The organism is Pseudoxanthomonas composti, from assembly GCF_004122095.1.
Lineage (GTDB): Bacteria > Pseudomonadota > Gammaproteobacteria > Xanthomonadales > Xanthomonadaceae > Pseudoxanthomonas_A > Pseudoxanthomonas_A composti.
Genome location: NZ_SAWZ01000002.1, coordinates 310,854 through 331,254 on the forward strand (window position 1 = coordinate 310,854; position 20,401 = coordinate 331,254).

General features: G+C 69.6%; 13 protein-coding genes. 10 read left to right on the forward strand and 3 right to left on the reverse strand.

The window, feature by feature from the left end; translation table 11 throughout:
- Positions 1-99 precede the first annotated feature (99 nt).
- The 4 genes from EPA99_RS04705 (at position 100) to EPA99_RS04720 (ending at position 5,676) form a co-directional block, all read left to right on the forward strand.
- Positions 100-834 carry an ABC transporter ATP-binding protein gene (locus tag EPA99_RS04705; RefSeq protein ID WP_129470038.1) on the forward strand — a complete coding sequence of 245 codons (735 nt, stop codon included), beginning with the start codon at positions 100-102 and terminating at the stop codon, positions 832-834.
- Complete coding sequence (locus EPA99_RS04710) at positions 831-2,267, forward strand: ABC transporter permease (protein WP_129470039.1); 1,437 nt, start codon at positions 831-833, stop codon at positions 2,265-2,267. Before EPA99_RS04705 ends, EPA99_RS04710 begins: the two co-directional genes overlap by 4 nt.
- Entirely contained in the window at positions 2,267-3,544 is a 1,278-nt protein-coding gene (locus EPA99_RS04715) for a DUF3526 domain-containing protein (protein ID WP_129470040.1), read from the forward strand. Before EPA99_RS04710 ends, EPA99_RS04715 begins: the two co-directional genes overlap by 1 nt.
- Before the next feature lie 86 nt (positions 3,545-3,630).
- Positions 3,631-5,676, forward strand: a complete 2,046-nt coding sequence (locus EPA99_RS04720; RefSeq protein WP_129470041.1) for a TonB-dependent receptor — start codon at positions 3,631-3,633, stop codon at positions 5,674-5,676.
- Positions 5,677-5,893: 217 nt separating this feature from the next.
- Here the strand turns inward: EPA99_RS04720 and eda are convergent, their stop codons facing one another.
- The 3 genes from eda to glk form a co-directional block, all read right to left on the reverse strand.
- Positions 5,894-6,553, reverse strand: a complete 660-nt coding sequence (gene eda / locus EPA99_RS04725) for a bifunctional 4-hydroxy-2-oxoglutarate aldolase/2-dehydro-3-deoxy-phosphogluconate aldolase (RefSeq protein WP_129470042.1) — start codon at positions 6,551-6,553, stop codon at positions 5,894-5,896.
- 185 nt (positions 6,554-6,738) lie between these two features.
- A complete protein-coding gene (gene edd, locus EPA99_RS04730; RefSeq protein WP_129470043.1) occupies positions 6,739-8,649 on the reverse strand; it encodes a phosphogluconate dehydratase in 1,911 nt (636 codons plus the stop codon).
- 166 nt (positions 8,650-8,815) lie between these two features.
- The gene (gene glk / locus EPA99_RS04735) at positions 8,816-9,856 is read right to left on the reverse strand and encodes a glucokinase (RefSeq protein WP_425479159.1); all 1,041 of its coding nucleotides are present in this window, start codon (positions 9,854-9,856) and stop codon (positions 8,816-8,818) included.
- 336 nt (positions 9,857-10,192) lie between these two features.
- Between glk and EPA99_RS04740 the strand changes: the two genes are divergently transcribed.
- The 6 genes from EPA99_RS04740 to EPA99_RS04765 all read left to right on the forward strand — a co-directional run bounded on the left by EPA99_RS04740 (position 10,193) and on the right by EPA99_RS04765 (position 20,361).
- The gene (locus tag EPA99_RS04740; RefSeq protein ID WP_129470044.1) at positions 10,193-11,302 is read left to right on the forward strand and encodes an ABC transporter ATP-binding protein; all 1,110 of its coding nucleotides are present in this window, start codon (positions 10,193-10,195) and stop codon (positions 11,300-11,302) included.
- Positions 11,303-11,496: 194 nt separating this feature from the next.
- Entirely contained in the window at positions 11,497-15,015 is a 3,519-nt protein-coding gene (gene smc, locus EPA99_RS04745) for a chromosome segregation protein SMC (protein ID WP_129470045.1), read from the forward strand.
- 41 nt (positions 15,016-15,056) lie between these two features.
- Complete coding sequence (gene zipA, locus EPA99_RS04750; RefSeq protein WP_129470046.1) at positions 15,057-15,776, forward strand: cell division protein ZipA; 720 nt, start codon at positions 15,057-15,059, stop codon at positions 15,774-15,776.
- Between the two features lie 537 nt (positions 15,777-16,313).
- On the forward strand, positions 16,314-18,665 hold the full coding sequence (gene ligA / locus EPA99_RS04755) for an NAD-dependent DNA ligase LigA (protein ID WP_129470047.1): 2,352 nt from the start codon (positions 16,314-16,316) through the stop codon (positions 18,663-18,665).
- The gene (epmA, locus tag EPA99_RS04760) at positions 18,662-19,648 is read left to right on the forward strand and encodes an EF-P lysine aminoacylase EpmA (RefSeq protein ID WP_129470048.1); all 987 of its coding nucleotides are present in this window, start codon (positions 18,662-18,664) and stop codon (positions 19,646-19,648) included. The genes ligA and epmA overlap by 4 nt, the downstream gene beginning before the upstream one ends.
- 191 nt (positions 19,649-19,839) lie before the next feature.
- Entirely contained in the window at positions 19,840-20,361 is a 522-nt protein-coding gene (locus EPA99_RS04765) for a DUF3011 domain-containing protein (protein WP_129470049.1), read from the forward strand.
- The last annotated feature ends 40 nt before the right edge of the window (positions 20,362-20,401 follow it).

Below are 20,401 nucleotides of genomic sequence, written 5' to 3' on the forward strand. Positions count from 1 at the left end.
CCTGCACGCAGGAATACGCCGGAGCGCCCGCTGAGGAGCAGTGACTGCATCATAATGTGATAACGTAACGTTTCCGCATTTCGAACAGGTTCCAGCTCGATGTCGCAATCCGACCTGCCGGCCATCGCCATCGATGACCTGCACCTGGCCTACGCCGGCCGCCGTGTCCTGGATGGGCTGAATCTGCAGGTTCCCGCCGGCTGCGTGTATGCGCTGCTCGGTGGCAACGGCGCCGGCAAGTCTTCGACGCTGTCGGTGCTGCTGGGCTTCGTGAAGCCCAGCTCGGGCCAGGTGCGGGTAGCAGGCCTGGACCCGGTGAAGGATGCGAATGCGGCCCGCGCGCAGCTGGCCTACCTGCCGGAGAACGTGGCGCTGTACGAGCACCTCAGCGCGCTGGAGAACGCCGACTATCTGCTGGCCCTGGCCGGTACGCCGCGCCGCCCGCAGGAGATCGGCCAGGCCTTCGCCGCAGCGGGGCTGCAGGAGCAGGCCTGGACACAACGGCTGTCGGGATTTTCCAAGGGCATGCGGCAGAAGGTCGCCATCGCCGTGGCCACCTTGCGGCAGGTGCCGGTGCTGCTGCTGGATGAACCGACCTCCGGCCTGGACCCGCGTGCCACCGGCGACTTCAACCGGCTGATCGATGGCGTGCGCAGCCGCGGCGGCGCGGTGCTCATGGTCACCCACGACCTGCTGGGCGCGGTGGACGTGGCAGATCGCATCGGCTTCCTGGAGCATGGCCGCATCGTCGAGGAGGTCGGGCCCGGCCAGCGCGGCTTCGATGTGGCCACCCTGCATGCGCGTTTCGCGCAGCGGCAGGATCAGGCTGCATGAGGGCGGTATTGCGGGTCGCGCGCGAGGAGCTGCGCTTCATCGTCCGGACGCGCTCGGCCACGGTCGGCCTGGTGCTGCTGGTGTTGCTGACGCTGGTGGCCGCGCTGACCTCGGCGCAGCATCGCCGTGAGGTGGCCAGCTTCCGCGAGCGCCAGCAGGCGCAGGCGCAGGCTGCCTTCGAGGCGCAGCCGGACCGGCATCCGCACCGCGTCGTGCACTACGGCCAGTTCATCTACAGGCCGCTGCCGGCGCTGGCCGCCTTCGATGCCGGCGTGGATGCCTTCACCGGCAACAGCATGTTCCTGGAAGGGCATCGCCAGAACACCGCCAACTTCGGCGATGTGCGGCAGAGCTCGCTGCTGGTGCGCTTCGGGCAGCTGACCCCGGCCTTCGTGCTGCAGGTGCTGGCGCCGCTGATGCTGGTGTTCCTGGGCTACGGCGCCATCGCCCGCGAGCAGGAAACCGGCACCCTGCGCGCGCTGCTGCTGCAGGGCGCCACGCGCGGGCAGCTGCTGGCCGGCAAGTACCTGGCCCTGGCGGTCATCGCCCTGGTCTGCCTGCTGCCGGCCGTGGTCGGGCTGGTGCCTGTGGCGTTGTTGCCGGATCAGGCCGCCTCGGTGGCGCTGCTGGTGCTGGCGTACGCGGCCTACCTGCTGGCGTGGTGCGCGCTGGTGCTGCTGGTATCGGCGCTCAGCCGTCGCGGGCGCGATGCGCTGGTGCTGCTGCTGGCGGCCTGGGCGGTGATGGTGCTGCTGGTGCCGCGCGTGGCGCCGGATGCGGCCAGCCTGGCCTACCGCCTGCCCACGCGCCTGGAAACCGAAGTGGCCATTCAGCGCGATCTGCGCCAGATCGGCGACAGCCATGACCCGGACGACCCGCATTTCGCCGCCTTCAAGCAGCAGGTGCTGCAGCGCTACGGCGTGCAGCGCATCGAGGACTTGCCGGTGAACTACAAGGGGCTGGTCGCGGTGGAAGGCGAGCGGCTGACCTCGGGCCTGTTCGACCGTTACGCCGCGCGCGATGCCGCGCTCCAGCAGGGGCAGAACCGGCTGGTGCGGACGTTCTCGCTGCTCAGCCCGACCGTGGCCCTGCGTCAGCTCTCGGCCGCCGTGTCCGGCACCGACTTGGCGGCGCACCAGCGCTTTCTCGCGCAAGCCGAGCGCTACCGCTACGCGCTGGTGCAGCAGCTCAACCAACTGCAGGCCGATGCCGTCAGCCTGGCCGACGACAGCGCGCAGGACCCAGGCGCCGACCAGCGCAAGCGCGTGTCCTCGGCGCACTGGCAGCAGATGCCGGCGTTCGCCTTCCGGCCGGCGGACAGCAGCGAACGTCTCGAGGCGGGCCTGCCGGGCCTGACCACGCTGATGCTCTGGTGGCTGGCCAGCCTGGGCCTGCTGGCGCTGTCGGCCAGGCGACTGGGAGCGATGCGCTGATGCAGCTGTGGACTTACGAATGGCGGTTGTTGCTGCGCGCGCGCGCGGCCGTGGCCGGGCTGATCCTGCTGGCCACGCTGAGCAGCGCCGGGGTGCTGTCTGGCCTGCACTTCATCTCGGCCCAGCGCGCCAACATCGCCCAGGTGCCTGCCTTGCAGGAAGAGGACATGGCGGCCGTGCGCGACTACGTGCTGCGCAGTGAGGATGCCGGCACCGCGGCCTACTACAGCTTCCATCCAACCTGGGATCCGCCCACGCCACTGGCGTTCGCGGCCATCGGCATGCGCGACGTGTCGCCCTACATCCTGCGCGTGCGGGCGCTGGGCCTGGAAGCGCAGATCCACGACTCGGACACCTACAACCCCGAGCTGGCGCTGGCCGGACGCTTCGACTACAGCTTCGTGCTGGTGTTCCTGGCGCCGCTGTTCGTCATCGCATTGCTCTATGACCTGCGCTCGGGTGAGCGCGAAGCCGGGCGTGCGCGCATGCTGGCCGCGCTGCCGGCGCCGGGGCAGGGGGTGTACCGGCGGCGGGTGACCGTGCGCGCGTTGGCGCTGTCGCTCTGCCTGGTGTTGCCATTCCTGGCAGGGGCGGCGGCCAGCGGCGTATCGGTGGCGACGTTGCTGGCCGTGGTGGCGGTCTCGCTGGGCTACCTGGTGTTCTGGATTGTGCTGGCGGTCGTGATCGGGCGGCTGGCCTGGCGGCCGGCGGCGCATGCCACCGCGCTGGCGGCCTGCTGGGTGGTGCTGGCCCTGGTGGCACCCACGCTGGCGCACGTGGCGATCAACGCGGCGGTGCCGGTGGAGCAGGGCGCGGAGATCGCCCGCGAGCAGCGCGAGGCGGTCAACCATGCCTGGGACATCCCGCGCGAGGACACCATGCGGCGCTTCTATGCGGCCAATCCGGCGTGGGCCGATTCGGCGCCGCTGGGGACGGCCTTCCACTACAAGTGGTACTTCGCCTTCCACGAGAACGGCGACCAGGCCGTGGCTGGCAAGGTGCAAGCCTATCGGCAGGGACTGCTGCGCCGCGAACAGCTGGCGCGTCGGGCGGCCTGGCTGCTGCCACCGGCGGCCGTGCAGGTGGCGATGACCTCGCTGGCGCGCACCGATCTGCATGCGCAGCTGGCCTACCAGGACCGGGTGCGCGGCTATCACGCGCAGCTGCGCCAGTTCTATTACCGCTATCTGTTCGGCGAACGCCGCTTTCAGCGCGCTGACTTCGAGCGCGCCCCGCGCTACTCGCCAGCGGAGCCGGCCGCCCCTCCGCCGGCCTGACTTGCCCCCCCCGATGCGCTGCCGCGGCCCGGGCCGCAGGCAGCGTGCACCCGCCTTCCACCCTTGGATCTTCGAAGACCCGCATGATGAAGTTCGCCCTCCTTCCGGCCACGCTGGCCGCCCTGCTGGCGGGCGACGCGCTCGCCCAGAACGCCGATGCCGCCATCACCCTGGGCAGCGTCAAGGCCCGTCAGGGCAGCAGCGGCACGCTGCCCGCCAGCCAGGTGCTGACCTCGGTGGATGTCCTGGGCGGGGACCAGGTCGAGGACCAGAACGTCATGAACAGCTGGGAGCTGCTGGGCCAGATGCCGGGCATCCAGCTCACCGAGACGCGCCAGGGCGCCGAGTCGGGCAAGGCCACCTTCCGCGCCTTCAACGGCGAGGGCTACATCAACGGCATCAAGGTGTTGATCGATGGCGTGCCCAGCAACGTCAACAGCGGCAACCAGCGCTTCATCGACATGGTGTTCCCGCTGGACATCGCCTACATCGAGGTCGTGCGCGGCACCAACGATCCGCGCTATGGCCTGCACAACATCGGCGGCAACATCAATTTCGGCACGCGCCAGGGCGGCAACTACACCGACGGCCGCCTGAGCTACGGCAGCTTCAATACCAGCGAAGCGCAGCTGGCGCTGGGCCGCGAAGCGGACGGGTTCGCGCAGAACTACTTCCTGGGCGTGCAGGCCTCCGATGGCTATCGCCATGACAACGACCACTCGGAGAAGTACTCCGTCGGCGGCAAGTGGTTCTACGGCGACGAGGCCGGTGGGACCCGCATCGGGCTGATCGCGCGCGCCTACCACCACCAGGCCGACGAGCCAGGCTTCCTCACCGCCGAGCAGATGGCCCAGGACCGCTTCCAGTCGCCGGCCAAGAACGCCAACGATGGCGATGACCGCGACATGCGCCAGCTCAGCGTGCATCTGGACATGCAGCTGGCCGAACGGCTGCACCTGGGCAGCAAGCTTTACTACAACCGCTACCAGGACGATCGCACGGTGACCTTCAGCGACTATCCGCAGGGCGATGCGCCACGGCAGCGGCGCATCTGGGACGAGCGTCAGCTAGGCCTGCTGGGCACGGTCACCTGGGGCGTCAACGAGGCATTGACCCTGGAAGGCGGCGTCAATGCCGAGCACCAGGACAATGGCTATGTCCGTTATCGCTATCGCTTCGGCGTGCCCACCGACTTTTCCGCCGCGCCGAGCCGGACGCAGAACGACGACCGCTATTCGCTGGACAACACCGGCGCCTACGTGCAGGCCGTGATCCAGCCGGTGCCGGCGCTGAAGATCGTGCCGGCCTACCGGGTGGATCGCTTCTCCGGCAATACCCAGCTGCCCAACGGCGTGGATGCGCCGCTGCAGCGCTACGGCAACATCGAGCAGCCCAAGCTGAGCGTGGTGTATGCCATCAATCCCTCGCTCAATGCCTATGCCAACTGGGGCCGGACCTTCCAGGTGCTCACCGGCTCGACGGCGCCGGCGTATCTGACCCCGGGGCAGGCCGCGTTTCGCCCTTCGATCAACACCGGCACCGAGTTCGGCCTGAAGCTGCAGACCGCCCAGTTGCAGGCGCGCGTGTCGGCCTGGCAGCAGGACGCCACCGACGAGGTGGCCAACATGCCGGCCACCGGCACCAGCGTCGGCCTGGGCCAGACGCGGCGGCGCGGCGTGGACCTGCAGGCCAGCCTGCAGCTGGGCGATGCATGGAGGCTGTGGGGCTCGCACGCCATCCAGGAAGCGAAAGTGGTCAGCGCCTTCGCCGCCGACGGCAGCTCGCTGGCGGGCAAGGAGGTGTTCTCCACGCCGCGCTACATCAGCAATCTCGGTGTGGACTATCGCTTCAACACGCAGCTGGATTTGGGCTTGCAGGCGCGCATGCAGGGCGATTACTACATCGACTCGCCCAACCTGCAGGGCAAGTACGGCGGCTTTGCGGTGATGGATCTGAACGCCCGCTACGCGCTGAGCGATCGCCTCAGCCTGGACCTACAGGTCAGGAACCTGGCCGACCGCGACTACGCCTATGTCTGGTACGACAGCTTCTTCTGGGGCGGCCAGGACCAGCCGATGTTCAGCGCCGCGCCGGGCCGCGCGTTCTACCTGTCGCTGAACTTCAAGCTGTAGCGTGAGACCCCAGGAGAAGCCGCCCGTGTGCGCCTTCTTCGTTTGATTTCCGCAGCGGCGGTCCTGGTGGACAAGCTTCGCGTTGTCCACCCTACGCCGGGTGGGCAACGATCTTCATCGACCACCGCAGCGAATCGTGCAACGCGGGCGAGCCGTAGGGTGGATGACGCTCTTTCATCCACCACCGCGCGCGACGAACACTGCGGGCGCGTCGGCCTCAGCCGCCGCGCGCCTGCCGGACGATGGCCGCGGCGCGGGCGGCGGCATCGCGCACGCTGTTCCACTCGCCCGCGTCCAGCCAGGCCTTGGGCACCATCCACGAGCCGCCGGCGCAGACCACGTTCGGCTGGGCCAGGTACTCGGACACGGTGGCCTCGGTGATGCCGCCGGTGGGGCACAGCTTGAGGTCCGGGATCGGCCCGTACAGGCCCTTGATCATCGCCAGCCCGCCCACGGCGGTGGCCGGGAACAACTTGCACACGCGGAAGCCGTGATGCATCAGCGTCATCAGCTCGGTCGGTGTGCCCGCACCGGGGATCACCGGGATCGGCGCGGTGGCCAAGGCCTCGGCCATGTGCGCCGGCGTGCCCGGGGTCACCAGGAAGTCGGCACCGGCGGCCACGCAGCGGCCGATCTGGTCGATGGTCAGCACCGTGCCCATGCCCACGGCCACGCCGGGGTATTCCTTCTTCAGCACTTCCAGCGCATCCATCGCCACCGGCGTGCGCAGGGTCAGCTCGATGGCAGGCAGGCCGCCTTCCAGCAGCGACTCGGCCACGTGGCGGGCCTGGTCCAGCGTGTCGACGGCCACCACCGGCAGGATGCCGGCGGAGAACAGCAGGTCTTCGGTCTTCTGCTGGCGGGGCGAGATGCTCATGGAATTCCTCGATGGGATGCGTGGGTCGATGGCGTGGGAGGCGATGTACCGATTCACGCACGGAAGCGCGTGGACAGACGGGTGGCGTTACAGGGCGAGCATGCTGCGCAAGGCGGCCGCTAGGCGCGCACGGCGCAGGCCGCGCACGCGATGGCGGTTGGGCGCGGCGAAATCACCGCGCGGGGTCAAGCGTCCTTGGCTTCATGCGGCGCCAGCGCGGCTTCCGAGCCTCTCCCCAGTTCGTACTCGGCGTCGTACTCCCAGGCGCCGTCCACGGTGGGTGGGCCGCAGGAGATGGACAGCGCGCCCTGGTCGGCAGGCGAGACCAGGCGGCGGTTGAAGGCGAACAGGTTGCGGCCGATGTCGTGCGCGGGCGGCTGGGTGTCCACTGCCGGCTCGCGGGTGTTCCAGGTGTGCGCGTCCACCAGCACTTCCAGCACGCCGGCCTCGGCGTCCAGGCGGATCATGTCGCCTTCGACCACGCGCGCCAGCGGCCCACCGGCCGAGGCCTCGGGAGTGACGTGGATGGCGGCCGGGAACTTGCCCGAGGCGCCGGACAGGCGGCCGTCGGTGACCAGCGCCACGCGCCGGCCCTGGTTCTGCAGCAGGCCCAGGATCGGCGCCAGCGAGTGCAGCTCCGGCATGCCGTTCGAGCGCGGGCCCTGGAAGCGCACCACCGCGACAAAGTCGTGTGGCAGCGCGCCGGCGGCGTGCAGCTTGTTGAGGACCTTGGGATCGTCCACGACCACCGCAGGCGCCTCGATCTGCCGGTACTGCGGCTTGACCGCCGAAGTCTTGATCAGGCCGCGCCCCAGGTTGCCGCGCAGCAGGCGCAGGCCGCCCTGGGCCTCGAACGGATTGGACACCGGACGCAGCACGGTCTCATCGGCGCTGGTGGCGATGCCCGGCGCGTAGCCGAGCTTGCCGTCCTGCACGCGCGGCTCGTCGCAGAAGGCGCGCAGGCCGCCCGGGACGATCGTGGTGATGTCGTGCATCAACCCGGCATCGAGCAGTTCGCGGAACACGAACTGGGTACCGCCGCAGGCGGCGAAGCGGTTTACGTCGGCATCGCCGTTGGGATACACGTGGGCCAGGGTCGGCACCACCTGCGAGATGGCGTCGATATCGTCCCAGGTCAGGATGATGCCGGCGGCGCGGGCGATGGCCACCCAGTGGATGGTGTGGTTGGTGGAGCCGCCGGTGGCCATCAGCGCGGCGATGGCGTTGACGATGGCGCGCTCGTCGATCAGGTGGCCGATGGGGCGGAAGTCGTTGCCCAGGGCGGTGATCTGCAGTGCACGCTCCACCGCCGCGCGGGTCAGCGCATCGCGCAGCGGCGTATCCGGGTTGATGAAGGACGTGCCCGGCAGCTGCACGCCCATGGCCTCCAGCAGCGTCTGGTTGGAGTTGGCGGTGCCGTAGAAGGTGCAGGTGCCAGCGCCGTGGTAGCTATTCGACTCGGCCTCCAGCAGCTCCTCGCGGCTGGCCTCGCCGGCCGCGTAGCGCTCGCGCACGGCGGCCTTTTCCTTGTTCGGGATGCCCGGCGTCATCGGCCCGGCCGGCACGAAGATCGCCGGCAGGTGCCCGAAGGCCAGCGCGCCGATCAGCAGGCCCGGCACGATCTTGTCGCACACGCCCAGGTAGAGCACGGCGTCGAACATGTCGTGGCTCAGGGAGATGGCGGTGGACTGGGCGATGATGTCGCGCGAGAACAGCGACAGCTCCATGCCCGGACGGCCCTGGGTGACGCCATCGCACATGGCTGGCACGCCGCCGGCGACCTGCGCGGTGGCGCCCAGCTCGCGCGCGACCTGGCGGACGATCTCGGGGTAGTGCTCGAACGGCTGGTGCGCCGAGAGCATGTCGTTGTAGGCGGTGACCACGCCCAGGTTGGGCGTGACCGGCGCGCGCAGGCGCGACTTGTCGGTCGGGCCGCAGGCGGCGAAGCCGTGGGCCAGGTTGGCGCAGCTCAGACGGCCGCGGTACGGGCCTTGCTGGAGGGCGGCATCGATGCCGGCCAGGTAGGCGCCGCGCAGGGCGGCGCTGCGCTTGCGGATGCGTTCGGTGACGGCTTCGATCTGGGGATGCAGGCTCATGGCGGCAGGGCTTGAGTCGGGGCCGCGGCGAACAATGCCGGCCGCGGCGGAAGGCGGATGGGCCCCCTCAGCGCATACCACGTAGATACCACTTGCGCGCTTCAGGCAGCCCTGCGATCACACGGGCACTATTTTAGCGCGCAAAAACGCTTGCCGGCTGCGCTAATTACGCTACCACTGGGATACCAGCTGCATTCAGATCCAGCTGGCCCTTGCCGAAGCGTTCCACCGCGTACGCGGCCGCGCCCAGCAGGCCCGGCTGCGGATGCACGTTGGCCAGGGTCGGGATGCGCGCCATGGTCGGGGAGAAGCGCCCCTTGTGCTCGAAGCGCTGGCGGAAGCCGGAATGCTGCAGCGACGGCAGCAGCTTGGGCACCAGGCCGCCGGCCAGGAACACGCCGTCCCAGGCGCCCAGGGTCAGCACCAGATCGCCGGCGATGGCGCCGAACACCGCGCAGAACACGTCCAGCGCATGCAGGCAGCGCGGGTCGCCGGCCGCGGCGCGGGCGGTGATGTCCTTGGGCGCCAGCGGGCCGGGGTCCTCGCCGGCCAGCTCGCTGACCGCGCGGTGGATGTTCACCAGCCCCGGGCCGCAGATCAGGCGCTCGTTGGAGACCCGGCCGAACTGCGAGGACAGGATCTGCAGGATCTCGATCTCCTCCGGCGTGCCCGGCGGGAAGCTGACGTGGCCGCCTTCGGTTTCCAGCGGATAGCGACGGCCGTTGCGGATGATCAGCCCGGCCGCGCCCAGGCCGGTGCCGGGGCCGATCACCGCGTAGGTGCGGTTCTGCGTCAGCGGGGCCGGACTCCAGCGCGCGCTGCCCACCTGCACCACATCCGAAGGCGTCAGCAGCGAGACCGCCATGGCCTGCGCGGCGAAGTCGTTGACCAGCAGCAGGCCATCGAAGCCCAGCGCCTGGCGCGTGCGCGCCACGGAAATGACCCAGGGGTGGTTGGTGATGCGGGCTTCATCGCCGTCCACGCGTCCGGCCACGGCGAACACGCCGTTCTGAGCCACCGCGCCGGTCTGCTCCAGATAGTGCTTGGCCGCATCGGCCAGGGACGGGAAATCGGCCACGACGAACTCGCGCAGGCTGTCGGCCAGAAACGGCTGGACCGCTTCCACGTCCGCCAGGGCGAAACGGGCATTGGTGCCGCCGATATCGGCCAGCAGGACACGGGGTGGGGCGGACAGTTCGGTCGTCATGCGAGCGGATCACCAGACAGGATGAGGGATCGGTGGAAGGACAAAACGCGCAGGATCATAGCGGGCGCACGCAAACATGCCGTTGGGAGCGCCTGCCGTGCGATTGCGCCATTGCACCAAGGTCGTAGATGCGGCCATGCGATGCCAGTGCCTCCAGGGCCATTTGCAGCACACGATGATCGTGTGGTGAAAACGCTTACATGGCAGAATAGCCCACGCCGTAGCCGCCTGTCAGCGATGTGCGCTGAAAGTTTCATGCACATCGCCCACCGGCGGCGCAGACTGTCATCGGGAGGGCCGGCGGCAGCGCAGGCGCAGCGTTGAATCGGAGATGCGATGGCAAGTGTGCAGTTGGATGGTGTGCGCAAGGTGTATGACAACGGCCAGGTCGCCGTGCATGGCGCCAGCTTCGAGATCGCCGATGGCGAGCTGATGGTGCTGGTGGGCCCTTCTGGCTGTGGCAAGTCCACGCTGCTGCGCATGATTGCCGGGCTGGAGGAGATCAGTGGCGGCACGCTGAAGATCGGCGAGCGGGTGGTCAACGATGTCGCCCCCAAGGACCGCGACATCGCCATGGTGTTCCAGTCCTATGCGCTCTATCCGCACATGACCGTGGCCGAGAACCTGGCCTTCGGGTTGAAGCTGCGCAAGCACGACAAGGCCACCATCGATGCGCGCATCAAGGCCGCCGCCGAGACCCTGGGCCTGACCGCGATGCTGGACAAGCTGCCCAAGGCCATGTCCGGTGGCCAGCGCCAGCGCGTGGCGCTGGGCCGGGCGCTGGTGCGCGAGCCGTCGGTGTTCCTGCTGGACGAGCCGTTGTCCAACCTTGATGCCAAGCTGCGTCACTCGGTGCGCACCGAGATCGCCCGGCTGCATCGCCAGTTGGGCACCACGATGATCTATGTCACCCACGACCAGGTCGAGGCCATGACTTTGGGCCAGCGCATCGTGGTGCTCAAGGACGGCCAGATCCAGCAGATCGATACCCCCATGGCGCTCTACGACCGCCCGGCCAACCTGTTCGTGGCCGGCTTCCTGGGCAGCCCGGCGATGAACGTCCTGCGCGGGATCGCGCAGCCGGAAGGGCTGCTGCTTGAGCGCGGGGCGCTGCTGCCCTGGGCCGGCCCGCCGTCCCTGCCCGCGGGCGTGCTGGGACAGCCGCTGGTGGTGGGCGTGCGCCCGGAGGACCTGCACCTGGCCCAGGCCGATGAACCTGGCGCCTTCCAGGCCACGCTGGACAACGTCGAGCCGGTGGGCAACGAGATCTTCCTGCACCTGCAGGCCCACGGCCTGGACCTCATCGCGCGCATTCCACCACGCAGCCTGCCCGCGCCAGGCGCGGCGGTGTGGCTGCGCCTGGACAGCGCGCGCCTGCATTACTTCGACCCGGCCACCGAGGCGCGGATCGAACCGGCCATCGTCCCGGGCCCGGCGACGGCCTGACCTCTCGGCGGCCGCTCGAGCCGGCCAGCGCAGGTTCGAACGCCCGTCGCGGGCGCCGCTATACTCGGCTGTCCCGCGCCGGCGGGCCTGCGACCCGTGCATCGACGGGGGCGCGGCGCGTCGGAAACACACGAGATTGCCACCAGTGGCAGCCGCGCCGCCTCAGAGCGCGCCGCTGCCCGGAACCTGCACGCATGCGCCTGTCCACCATCAAGCTGTCCGGCTTCAAGTCCTTCGTCGATCCCACCACGCTGCACCTGCCCACCAACATGACCGGCGTGGTCGGGCCCAACGGCTGCGGCAAGTCCAACATCATCGACGCGGTGCGCTGGGTGATGGGCGAGAGCTCGGCCAGCCGCCTGCGCGGCGACTCGCTCACCGATGTGATCTTCTCAGGGTCCGCCGCGCGCAAGCCGGTCTCGCAGGCCACCGTCGAGCTGATCTTCGACAACACCGACCACACCGTCTCCGGCGAGTTCGCCGCCTTCAACGAGATCTCGGTCAAGCGCACGGTCAGCCGCGACGGCCAGAGCAACTACTACCTCAACGGCACCAAGTGCCGCCGCCGCGACATCACCGACCTGTTCCTCGGCACCGGCCTGGGGCCGCGCAGCTATTCCATCATCGAGCAGGGCATGATCAGCCAGATCGTGGAGGCCCGGCCCGAGGACCTGCGGGTGTACCTGGAGGAGGCCGCCGGCATCTCCAAGTACAAGGAGCGCCGCAAGGAGACCGAGACCCGCATCCGCCACACGCGCGAGAACCTGGAACGCCTGTCGGACCTGCGCGAGGAAGTGGACAAGCAGCTGGAGCACCTCAAGCGCCAGGCGCGGCAGGCCGAGCAGTACCAGGCGTTGCAGGAAGAGCGCCGGGTCAAGGACGCCGAGTGGAAGGCGCTGCTGTACCGCAACCTGGACGCCGACCTGCAGGCCGCGCGCACGCGCCTGGACCAGGACGAGACCCGCCTGCAGCAGTTCATCGCCGAACAGCGCGAGGCCGAGCGCCTGCTGGAGGAAGGCCGCGCCGGCCGCGACACCGCCAGCGAGGCGCTCAACAAGGCCCAGGCCGAGGTCTACCAGATCGCCAGCACCCTGGCGCGCATCGAACAACAGATCCAGCACCAGCGCGACCTGTCCGAGCGGTTGCGCCGGGCCCGCGATGAGGCCGTGCAGCAACTGAGCGAGCTGGGCACGCATATCTCCGGCGATGAGGAACGCCTGTCGCTGCTGCGCGAGACCGTGGCCGAGGCCGAGCCGCAGCTGGAGGAACTGCGCGAGCACGATGTCCTGCGCCAGGAAGCCCTGCGCGATGCCGAGGCCGCCCTGGCCGACTGGCAGGCGCGCTGGGAAGCGCACAGCCGCGCCACGGCCGAGTCCTCGCGGGCCGGCGAGGTCGAGCGCACCCGCGTGGATTACCTGGACCGCCAGCTGCTGGAAGGCGACCGACGCCGTGAAGCCCTGGCCTCCGAGCGCGCCAGCCTGGACGTGGACGCGCTGACCGAGGCGCTGGAGGACGTGCAGCTGCGCCACGAGACCCAGAAGGAAGCCATCGAGGGCCTGAGCGAGCAGCTGGAGGCACGCAAGCAGGCCGTCACCGCGCACCAGGAGCAACAGCGCGCCACCCAGGGCGAGCTGGCCGAGCTGCGCAAGCAGGCGCAGGCCGCGCGCGGCCGGCTGTCGTCGCTGGAAACCCTGCAGGCCGCCGCGCTGGGGCAGGAGCAGGGCGCGGCCATGGCCTGGCTCAAGGCGCACGGCCTGGACTCGGCCACGCGCGTGGGCGAGGTGCTGGAGGTCGATGCCGGCTGGGAGCACGCGGTGGAAAGCGCGCTGGGCCAGCTGATCGAAGGCGTGCTGGTGGAGGCCCCGGGCGGGCAGATCCAGGCCGAGCTGCTGCAGGCTCTGGCCGAACTCGGTGACGGGCGCCTGGCCCTGGTGTCCTCGGCGCAGGGCGAGGCGGCCTTTCCGGCGACCTCGCTGGCGGCCAAGGTGCGCGGACCGCTGGCCCTGTGCCGCTTGCTCTCGCGCCTGCACGCGGCCGAGAGCCTGGCCCAGGCGCAGGCGCTGCAGGCCCAGCTGGGCGAGGGCGATTCCATCATCACCCGCCAGGGCGAGCGCCTGGGCCAGGGCTGGGTGCGGGTGGCGCACTCGGGCGCGGCCAAGCAGGGCGCGCTGCTGCGCGAGCGCGAGATCCAGGCGCTGCGCGAGCAGATCGAGTCCCTGCAGGAACGCGAAGCCGAGCTGGAAACGCGCCTGAGCCAGCTGCGCGACCAGGCCCTGGCCGCCGAGCAGCAGCGCGAGGACGCCCAGCGCAGCCTGTACGCCGCGCACCGCAGCCTGTCCGAGCTGGCCGGCCAGCTGCAGAGCCAGCAGGGCCGCCTGGAAACCGCACGCAACCGCACCGCGCGCATCGATGCCGAACTCGAACAGCTGATCGAGGCCCTGGACACCAGCCGCGAACAGGCCCGCCTGGCCCGCGGACGCCTGGAAGACGCCGTGGTCAGCATGGGCGACCAGGAAAGCGCCCGCCAGGCGCTGGAAGTCGAGCGCCGCCGCCTGACCGAAGCCCGCGACGCCGCCCGCGACGCGGCGCGGCAGTCGCGCGATGCCGCCCATGCCCTGGCCCTGACCCTGGAGTCCCAGCGCACGCAGATGACCGCCCTGAGCCAGGCGCTGGACCGCATGACCGGCCAGCGCGGCGCGCTGGATTCGCGCCTGGGCGAGCTGACCGCCCAGCTCAGCCATGACGACGACCCGGTGGAGAGCTTGGAAACCGAACGCCAGGTGGCGCTGGAACAGCGGGTGCTGGCCGACCGCGCCCTGGGCGAGGCGAGATCGCTGCTGGACGGCATCGATGCGGACCTGCGCAAGTACGAGCAGACCCGCCAGCAGCGTGACGAGCAGTCGCTGGCCCAGCGCGAGCGCATCGCCCAGCGCCGGCTGGACCAGCAGGCGCTCACGCTCAAGGCCGAGCAGCTGTCGGCGGCCGTGGTGGAGGGCGGTTTCACCCTGGAAGAGGTCATCAACACGTTGCCCGAGGTCGCCGACCCGGCGCAGTGGGAGCAGACCGTGGGCCAGATCGAGGCGCGTATGCGGCGCCTGGAGCCGGTCAACCTGGCGGCGATCCACGAGTACGGCGAGGCCAGCCAGCGCAGCGAGTACCTGGAATCGCAGAGCGCGGACCTCAACTCCGCGTTGGAAACGCTGGAGGAAGCCATCCGCAAGATCGACCGCGAGACCCGCGGCCGCTTCAAGGACACCTTCGACCGCGTCAACTCGGGCATGCAGGCGCTGTATCCGCGCCTGTTCGGCGGCGGCCACGCCTACCTGGAGCTGACTGGCGAGGACCTGCTGGACACCGGCGTGTCCATCATGGCCCGCCCGCCCGGCAAGCGCGTGTCCAACATCTCGTTGCTCTCCGGTGGCGAGAAGGCCATGACCGCCGTGTCGCTGGTGTTCGCGATCTTCCAGCTCAATCCGGCGCCGTTCTGCCTGCTGGACGAGGTGGACGCGCCGCTGGACGAGGCCAACGTCGGCCGCCTGGCCAACATGGTCAAGGAAATGAGCGAGAAGGTGCAGTTCCTGTTCGTCAGCCACAACAAGGCGACGATGGAAGCGGCCAACCAGCTTTCGGGCGTCACCATGCGCGAGCCTGGCGTCAGCCGCCTGGTCTCGGTCGACCTGGAAGAGGCCGCGCGTTTGGCGGGCGCTGCCTGAACATGACATCCTTGCGCCAGTTTTCGCGGAGAACGTGATCCATGTCCGATGTGGCGATGTTGCGGGTCGGCATCCTGATCGCTGGCGTCATCCTGCTGGCAGCCATTTTCATCTTCGGCCGGCCCAAGAAGCCGAGCCAGGGCCGCCGGGTCGAAAGCGGCGAGCGTGACCTGGCGCGGGTCGAGCCCAGTCTGGGCGCGGAAAGCGCCGACAAGGGCGCCACGGTGGACTACAGCAGCGAGGCCGTGACCCAGCCCGAGCTGGGCCTGGGGGCGTCGGATACCGAGCTGGGCAAGCGCCCGAACGGGGACTTCGACAAGATCGTCTCGCTGTATGTCGCCGCGCGCGCCGGGCAGATGCTGCGCGGTGAGGACATCGTGGTGGCGGCCGAGAAGACCGGGCTGACCTTCGGCCACATGAACGTGTTCCACCGCCTGGTGGAGAACCACCCCGAGCGCGGCCCGGTCTTCAGCATGGCCAACATCCTGCAGCCAGGCAGCTTCGACATGTCGGCCATCCGCGAGCTGCAGACGCCGGCCATTGCCTATTTCCTCACCCTGCCGGCGCCGATGAGCGCGCTGGACGCCTGGGAAATGCTGCTGCCCAACGTGCAGCGCATGGCCGAGCTGCTTGATGCGGTGGTGCTGGACGACAGCCGCAACGCCCTGGGCCGCCAGCGCATCCAGCACATCCGCGAAGAGCTGCGCGCCTACGACCGCCAGCACGAGGCGCCGCCGCTGACCAAGGCGCCGCGCTGGTAAAGGCGCCGCGCAGGCCAGCCGCTGGCGGCTGAAGCCGGCGGTCGCCAACTCCACATCTTCCGTGTTGCGGCGATGGTGGATGGAAAAGCGACATCCACCCTACGGACTTGTTTCCACGTGGTCCGTGTCGTTTGATGGTGGATGGAAAAGCGACATCCACCCTACGGGCTTGTTTCCACGTGGTCCGTGTCGTTCGATGGTGGATGGAAGAGCGTCATCCACCCTACGGCTCGCGTAGGGTGGACAACGCGCAGCTTGTCCACCAAGCCGCCCGTCGCGGCAAGAGCGTGAGCCGCCCTGCTGTCACCTGAGCAGCAGCGCCCCACATTCAGGCGGGCCATACGCGGCTGAGGCTGCCAATCGGCCATGCCTGCGTGGTTCGTTCCGCGGCGATGGTGGATGAAAGAGCGTTGTCCACCCTACGGTTCGCGTAGGGTGGACAACGCGCAGCTTGTCCACCAAGACGCCCGCCGCGGCAAGACCGCGCCGCTTCCTGCAGTCGACGGTCTGCTTGCGCCTGCCCCTTAGAATGGCCAGATGACCGATACCGACCCGACCCGCCGCGTCGCCGAGCTGCGTGCCCAGATCGAGCGCGCCAACGTGCAGTACCACCAGCTGGACGCTCCGGAGATCCCCGACGCCGAGTACGACGCGCTGATGCGCGAGCTGCAGGCGCTGGAGGCCGAGCATCCGGAGCTGGCCAGCGAAAGTTCGCCCTCCAGCCAGGTCGGCGCCGCGCCGGCCGGCAAGTTCGCCCCGGTACGACACGCCGTGCCGATGCTGTCCCTGGGCAATGCCTTTAGCGAGGAGGAGGTGGCCGACTTTGTCCGCCGCATCACCGAGAAGCTGGGCCGCCAGGACCCGACATTCTCGGCCGAGCCCAAGCTGGACGGCCTGGCGATCAGCCTGCGCTACGAGGACGGGCGCTTCGTGCGCGGCGCCACGCGCGGGGACGGCGCCACCGGCGAGGACGTCACCGCCAACCTGCGCACAGTCAAGGCGATCCCGCAGACCTTGCAGGGCCGTGGCTGGCCGAAGGTGCTGGAAGTGCGCGGGGAGGTCTACATGCCGCGCGCCGAGTTCGAGGCCTACAACGCGCGCGTGCGCGAGCAGGGCGGCAAGGTGCTGGCCAATCCACGCAATGGCGCGGCCGGTTCGCTGCGACAGCTGGATCCGGCGATCACCGCCCAGCGTCCGCTGAGCTTCTTCGCCTACGGCACCGGCGTGGTGGAAGGCGGCACGCTGGCCGATTCGCATTCGGGCGTGCTGGCGCAGCTGCGCGACTGGGGCTTCCCGGTCAGCGACCTGACGCGCACGGTGCAGGGCAGCGACGGACTGCTCGAGTACTACCGCAGCATCGGCCAGGCCCGCGATGGGCTGGCCTTCGATATCGATGGCGTGGTCTACAAGCTGGACGATGCCGCTGGCCAGCGCGAGATGGGTTTTGTCTCCCGCGCGCCGCGATGGGCCATCGCCCACAAGTTCCCGGCCCAGGAACAGACCACCACGCTGGAAGCCATCGAGATCCAGATCGGCCGCACCGGTGCGGCCACCCCGGTGGCGCGGCTTGCGCCGGTGCAGGTGGCGGGCGTGATCGTCACCAACGCCACCTTGCACAACGCCGACCAGATCGCGCGCCTTGACGTGCGCGTGGGCGATGCTGTGATCGTGCGGCGCGCCGGCGACGTAATCCCGGAAGTGGCCGGGGTCATCCTCGACCGTCGCCCGCCTGGCGCCCAGCCCTGGCAGATGCCGACGCAATGCCCTGTGTGTGGTGCGGAGATCGTGCGCGAGGAGGGGCAGGCGGTGTGGCGCTGTTCCGGCGAGCTCAGCTGCCCGGCGCAGCGCAAGGAGGCAGTGCGGCACTTCGCCTCGCGCCGGGCGATGGATATCGAGGGCCTGGGCGATCGCTACATCGAGGATCTCTCGGACCTTGGGTACGTGCAGTCCGTGGCCGATCTGTACCGGCTGACGCTGGAGGACCTGCTGGAAATGAAGCGGCGCACGGACGCGCGCGATGGCACCACGCCCGAGACCGTCAAATCCGGCAAGGTCGCCACCAAGTGGGCCGAGAACCTGATCCAGGCCATCGACCGGAGCCGCCAGACCACGCTGGAGCGCTTCCTGTTCGCGCTGGGCATCCAGCACGTGGGCGAGAGCACAGCCAAGGCGCTGGCGCAGTGGTTCGGCGAGCTGGCGCTGATCCGCCACCTGCCGTGGCCGCTGTTCAAGCGGGTGCCGGACATCGGCGGCGAGGTGGCCCGCGCGCTGGGGCATTTCTTCGAACAGCCAGGCAACCAGCAGGCCATCGACGCCTTGCTCGAAGGCGGGGTACGCATCGGCGATGCGCATCCGCCCGCGGCCGCCCTGCGCCAGGCGCTGGACCTGGCCACGCTGCTGGTGGATCTGGAGATTCCCAAGGTCACGCGCATCCGCGCCGACCAGCTCGCCTCGGCCTTCGGCTCGGCCAAGGCCATCGCCAAGGAAGCGCAGCACAACTTCGTCACCGCTGGGCTGCCCGCCGACTCGGCGCGCGCGCTGGCGGGCTGGCTGGAGGAACCCGCGCAGCGGGCGCTGCTGCTGCGCAGCGGCGAGGCGCTCGAGGCGCTGATGGCGCAGCTTCCCGAAGGCGATGCAGCGCCGGCGGCAGGCCCGCTGCAGGACAAGACCGTGGTGCTGACCGGGTCGCTGGAGGCCATGACCCGCGACCAGGCCGGGGAGCGCCTGGAAGCGCTGGGCGCCAAGGTCTCGGGCAGCGTGTCGAAGAAGACCAGCTTCGTGGTGGCCGGCGCGGAAGCCGGCTCCAAGCTGGCCAAGGCGCAGCAGTTGGGGGTGGAAGTCTGGGACGAGGCGCGCCTGCTGGCTTTCCTGGAACAGCACGGCGCATGAGCGCGGCCTTGCCCGATGCCGCGCTGGCGCCAAGTGCCACGCGCGAGGCGCTGGTACTGCGCGCGCGCGTCAACGCGATGCTGCGCGGCTACTTCGCCCAGCATGCGGTGTTGGAGGTCGAGACGCCGGTGCTGTCGGCGGCGGGCAACACCGAACCGAACATCGAAAGCTTCACCACGCACTTCACTGGCCACCGCGGCGCCGGTGAGCCGCTGCGCTGGTTGCGGACCTCGCCCGAGTACCCCCTCAAACGGCTGCTGGCGGCAGGCATCGGCGACTGCTACGAGCTGGGTCGGGTGTTCCGCAACGGCGAGGCCGGGGGGCGCCACAACCCCGAGTTCACCATGCTGGAGTGGTATCGCGTGGGTTGGGATCACAGGCGACTGGCCGATGAGACCGTCGCGCTGGTGCAGCAGGCCCTGGCGCTGGTGGGCCGCACGGCCAGCGTGCGCACCCTGGACTACCGCAGCCTGTACCGGGAGGCGGTGGGGGTGGACCCGTTCGAAGCCTCCGCAGAGGCGCTGCAAGCCGCGTTGGGCGAGGTCGCCATCGATGGCCAGGGGCTGGGGCGCGACGACTGGCTGGACCTGCTGATGACGCACCGCATCCAGCCCGGGTTCGTGGCCGATGCGATCACCGTCGTGCACGACTGGCCCGCATCGCAGGCGGCGCTGGCCAGGATCCGGCCGGGCACCCCGCCGGTGGCCGAGCGCTTCGAGCTGTACCTGGGCAGTGTCGAACTGGCCAACGGCTATCACGAACTGACCGATGCGACCGAGCAGGCCGCGCGTTTTGCCCGCGACAATCGCCTTCGCGCCGAGCGTGGGCTGCCGCAGCCGCCGCTGGACACCGCGCTGCTGGCGGCTCTGCCGGCGATGCCGGCCTGCGCCGGCGTGGCCATGGGCGTGGATCGGCTGCTGATGGCGCTGCTAGAGACCCCGCGGATCGGCGATGTGCTGGCCTTCGATTTCGCGCGCGCCTGAACCGCGGTGCGGGCCTGCGCGCCCTTGAAGTCGTCGCGGTTGATGCCTTCAGGAAGGGGCGGCAGCCGGCGCTCGGGGGTCGGATGGTCCTTCGCCAGGCCGCCGGGGCGTCGTAACTCCATTTGAACGCGCGCTGTGTAATCTCGGTCCCGCAACATGCTGCAGGGGGCCTGTCCAAGGGGGCGAGTGACATGGTGAGGATCGTGGGCATCGCGCTGGCATCACTGGCGCTTGCCGGGTGCGCCATGGATTGGGGCAAGGGCTATGCGCAGTACAAGGACGACGAACTGGACCGGCCAGTCAAACCGATGCGTTTCCGCTGCGAATCCACCGGTGGCGACCAGCGCTATTGCAGCGTGGATACGCGCGCAGGCGTGACCCTGGTCAAGCAGCTCTCGCGCACCCCCTGCCTGCAGGGGCGCAACTGGGGCTACGACCGTTTCGGGGTGTGGGTGACCTATGGCTGCCGCGCCGAATTCCGCACCGGCAAGGCCGACGTGGACAAGGTCGGCCTGCTGCGCGAAAGCCTGGGCGTGGCGCGCTGCGAATCCGAGGATTTCCAGCGCAAGGAGTGCCCGGTGCGTATCGAGCAGGGCGCCAGCCTGCTCAAACAACTGTCCGACTCGCCCTGCGAAGAGGGGCAGAGCTGGGGCTGGAACCCGCAGGGGCTGTGGGTGGACAAGGGGTGCGGGGCGGAGTTTCGTGTCCGCTGAGAAGCAGGAACGAGTGGAGAGGAACGAGGTACGAGAGAGA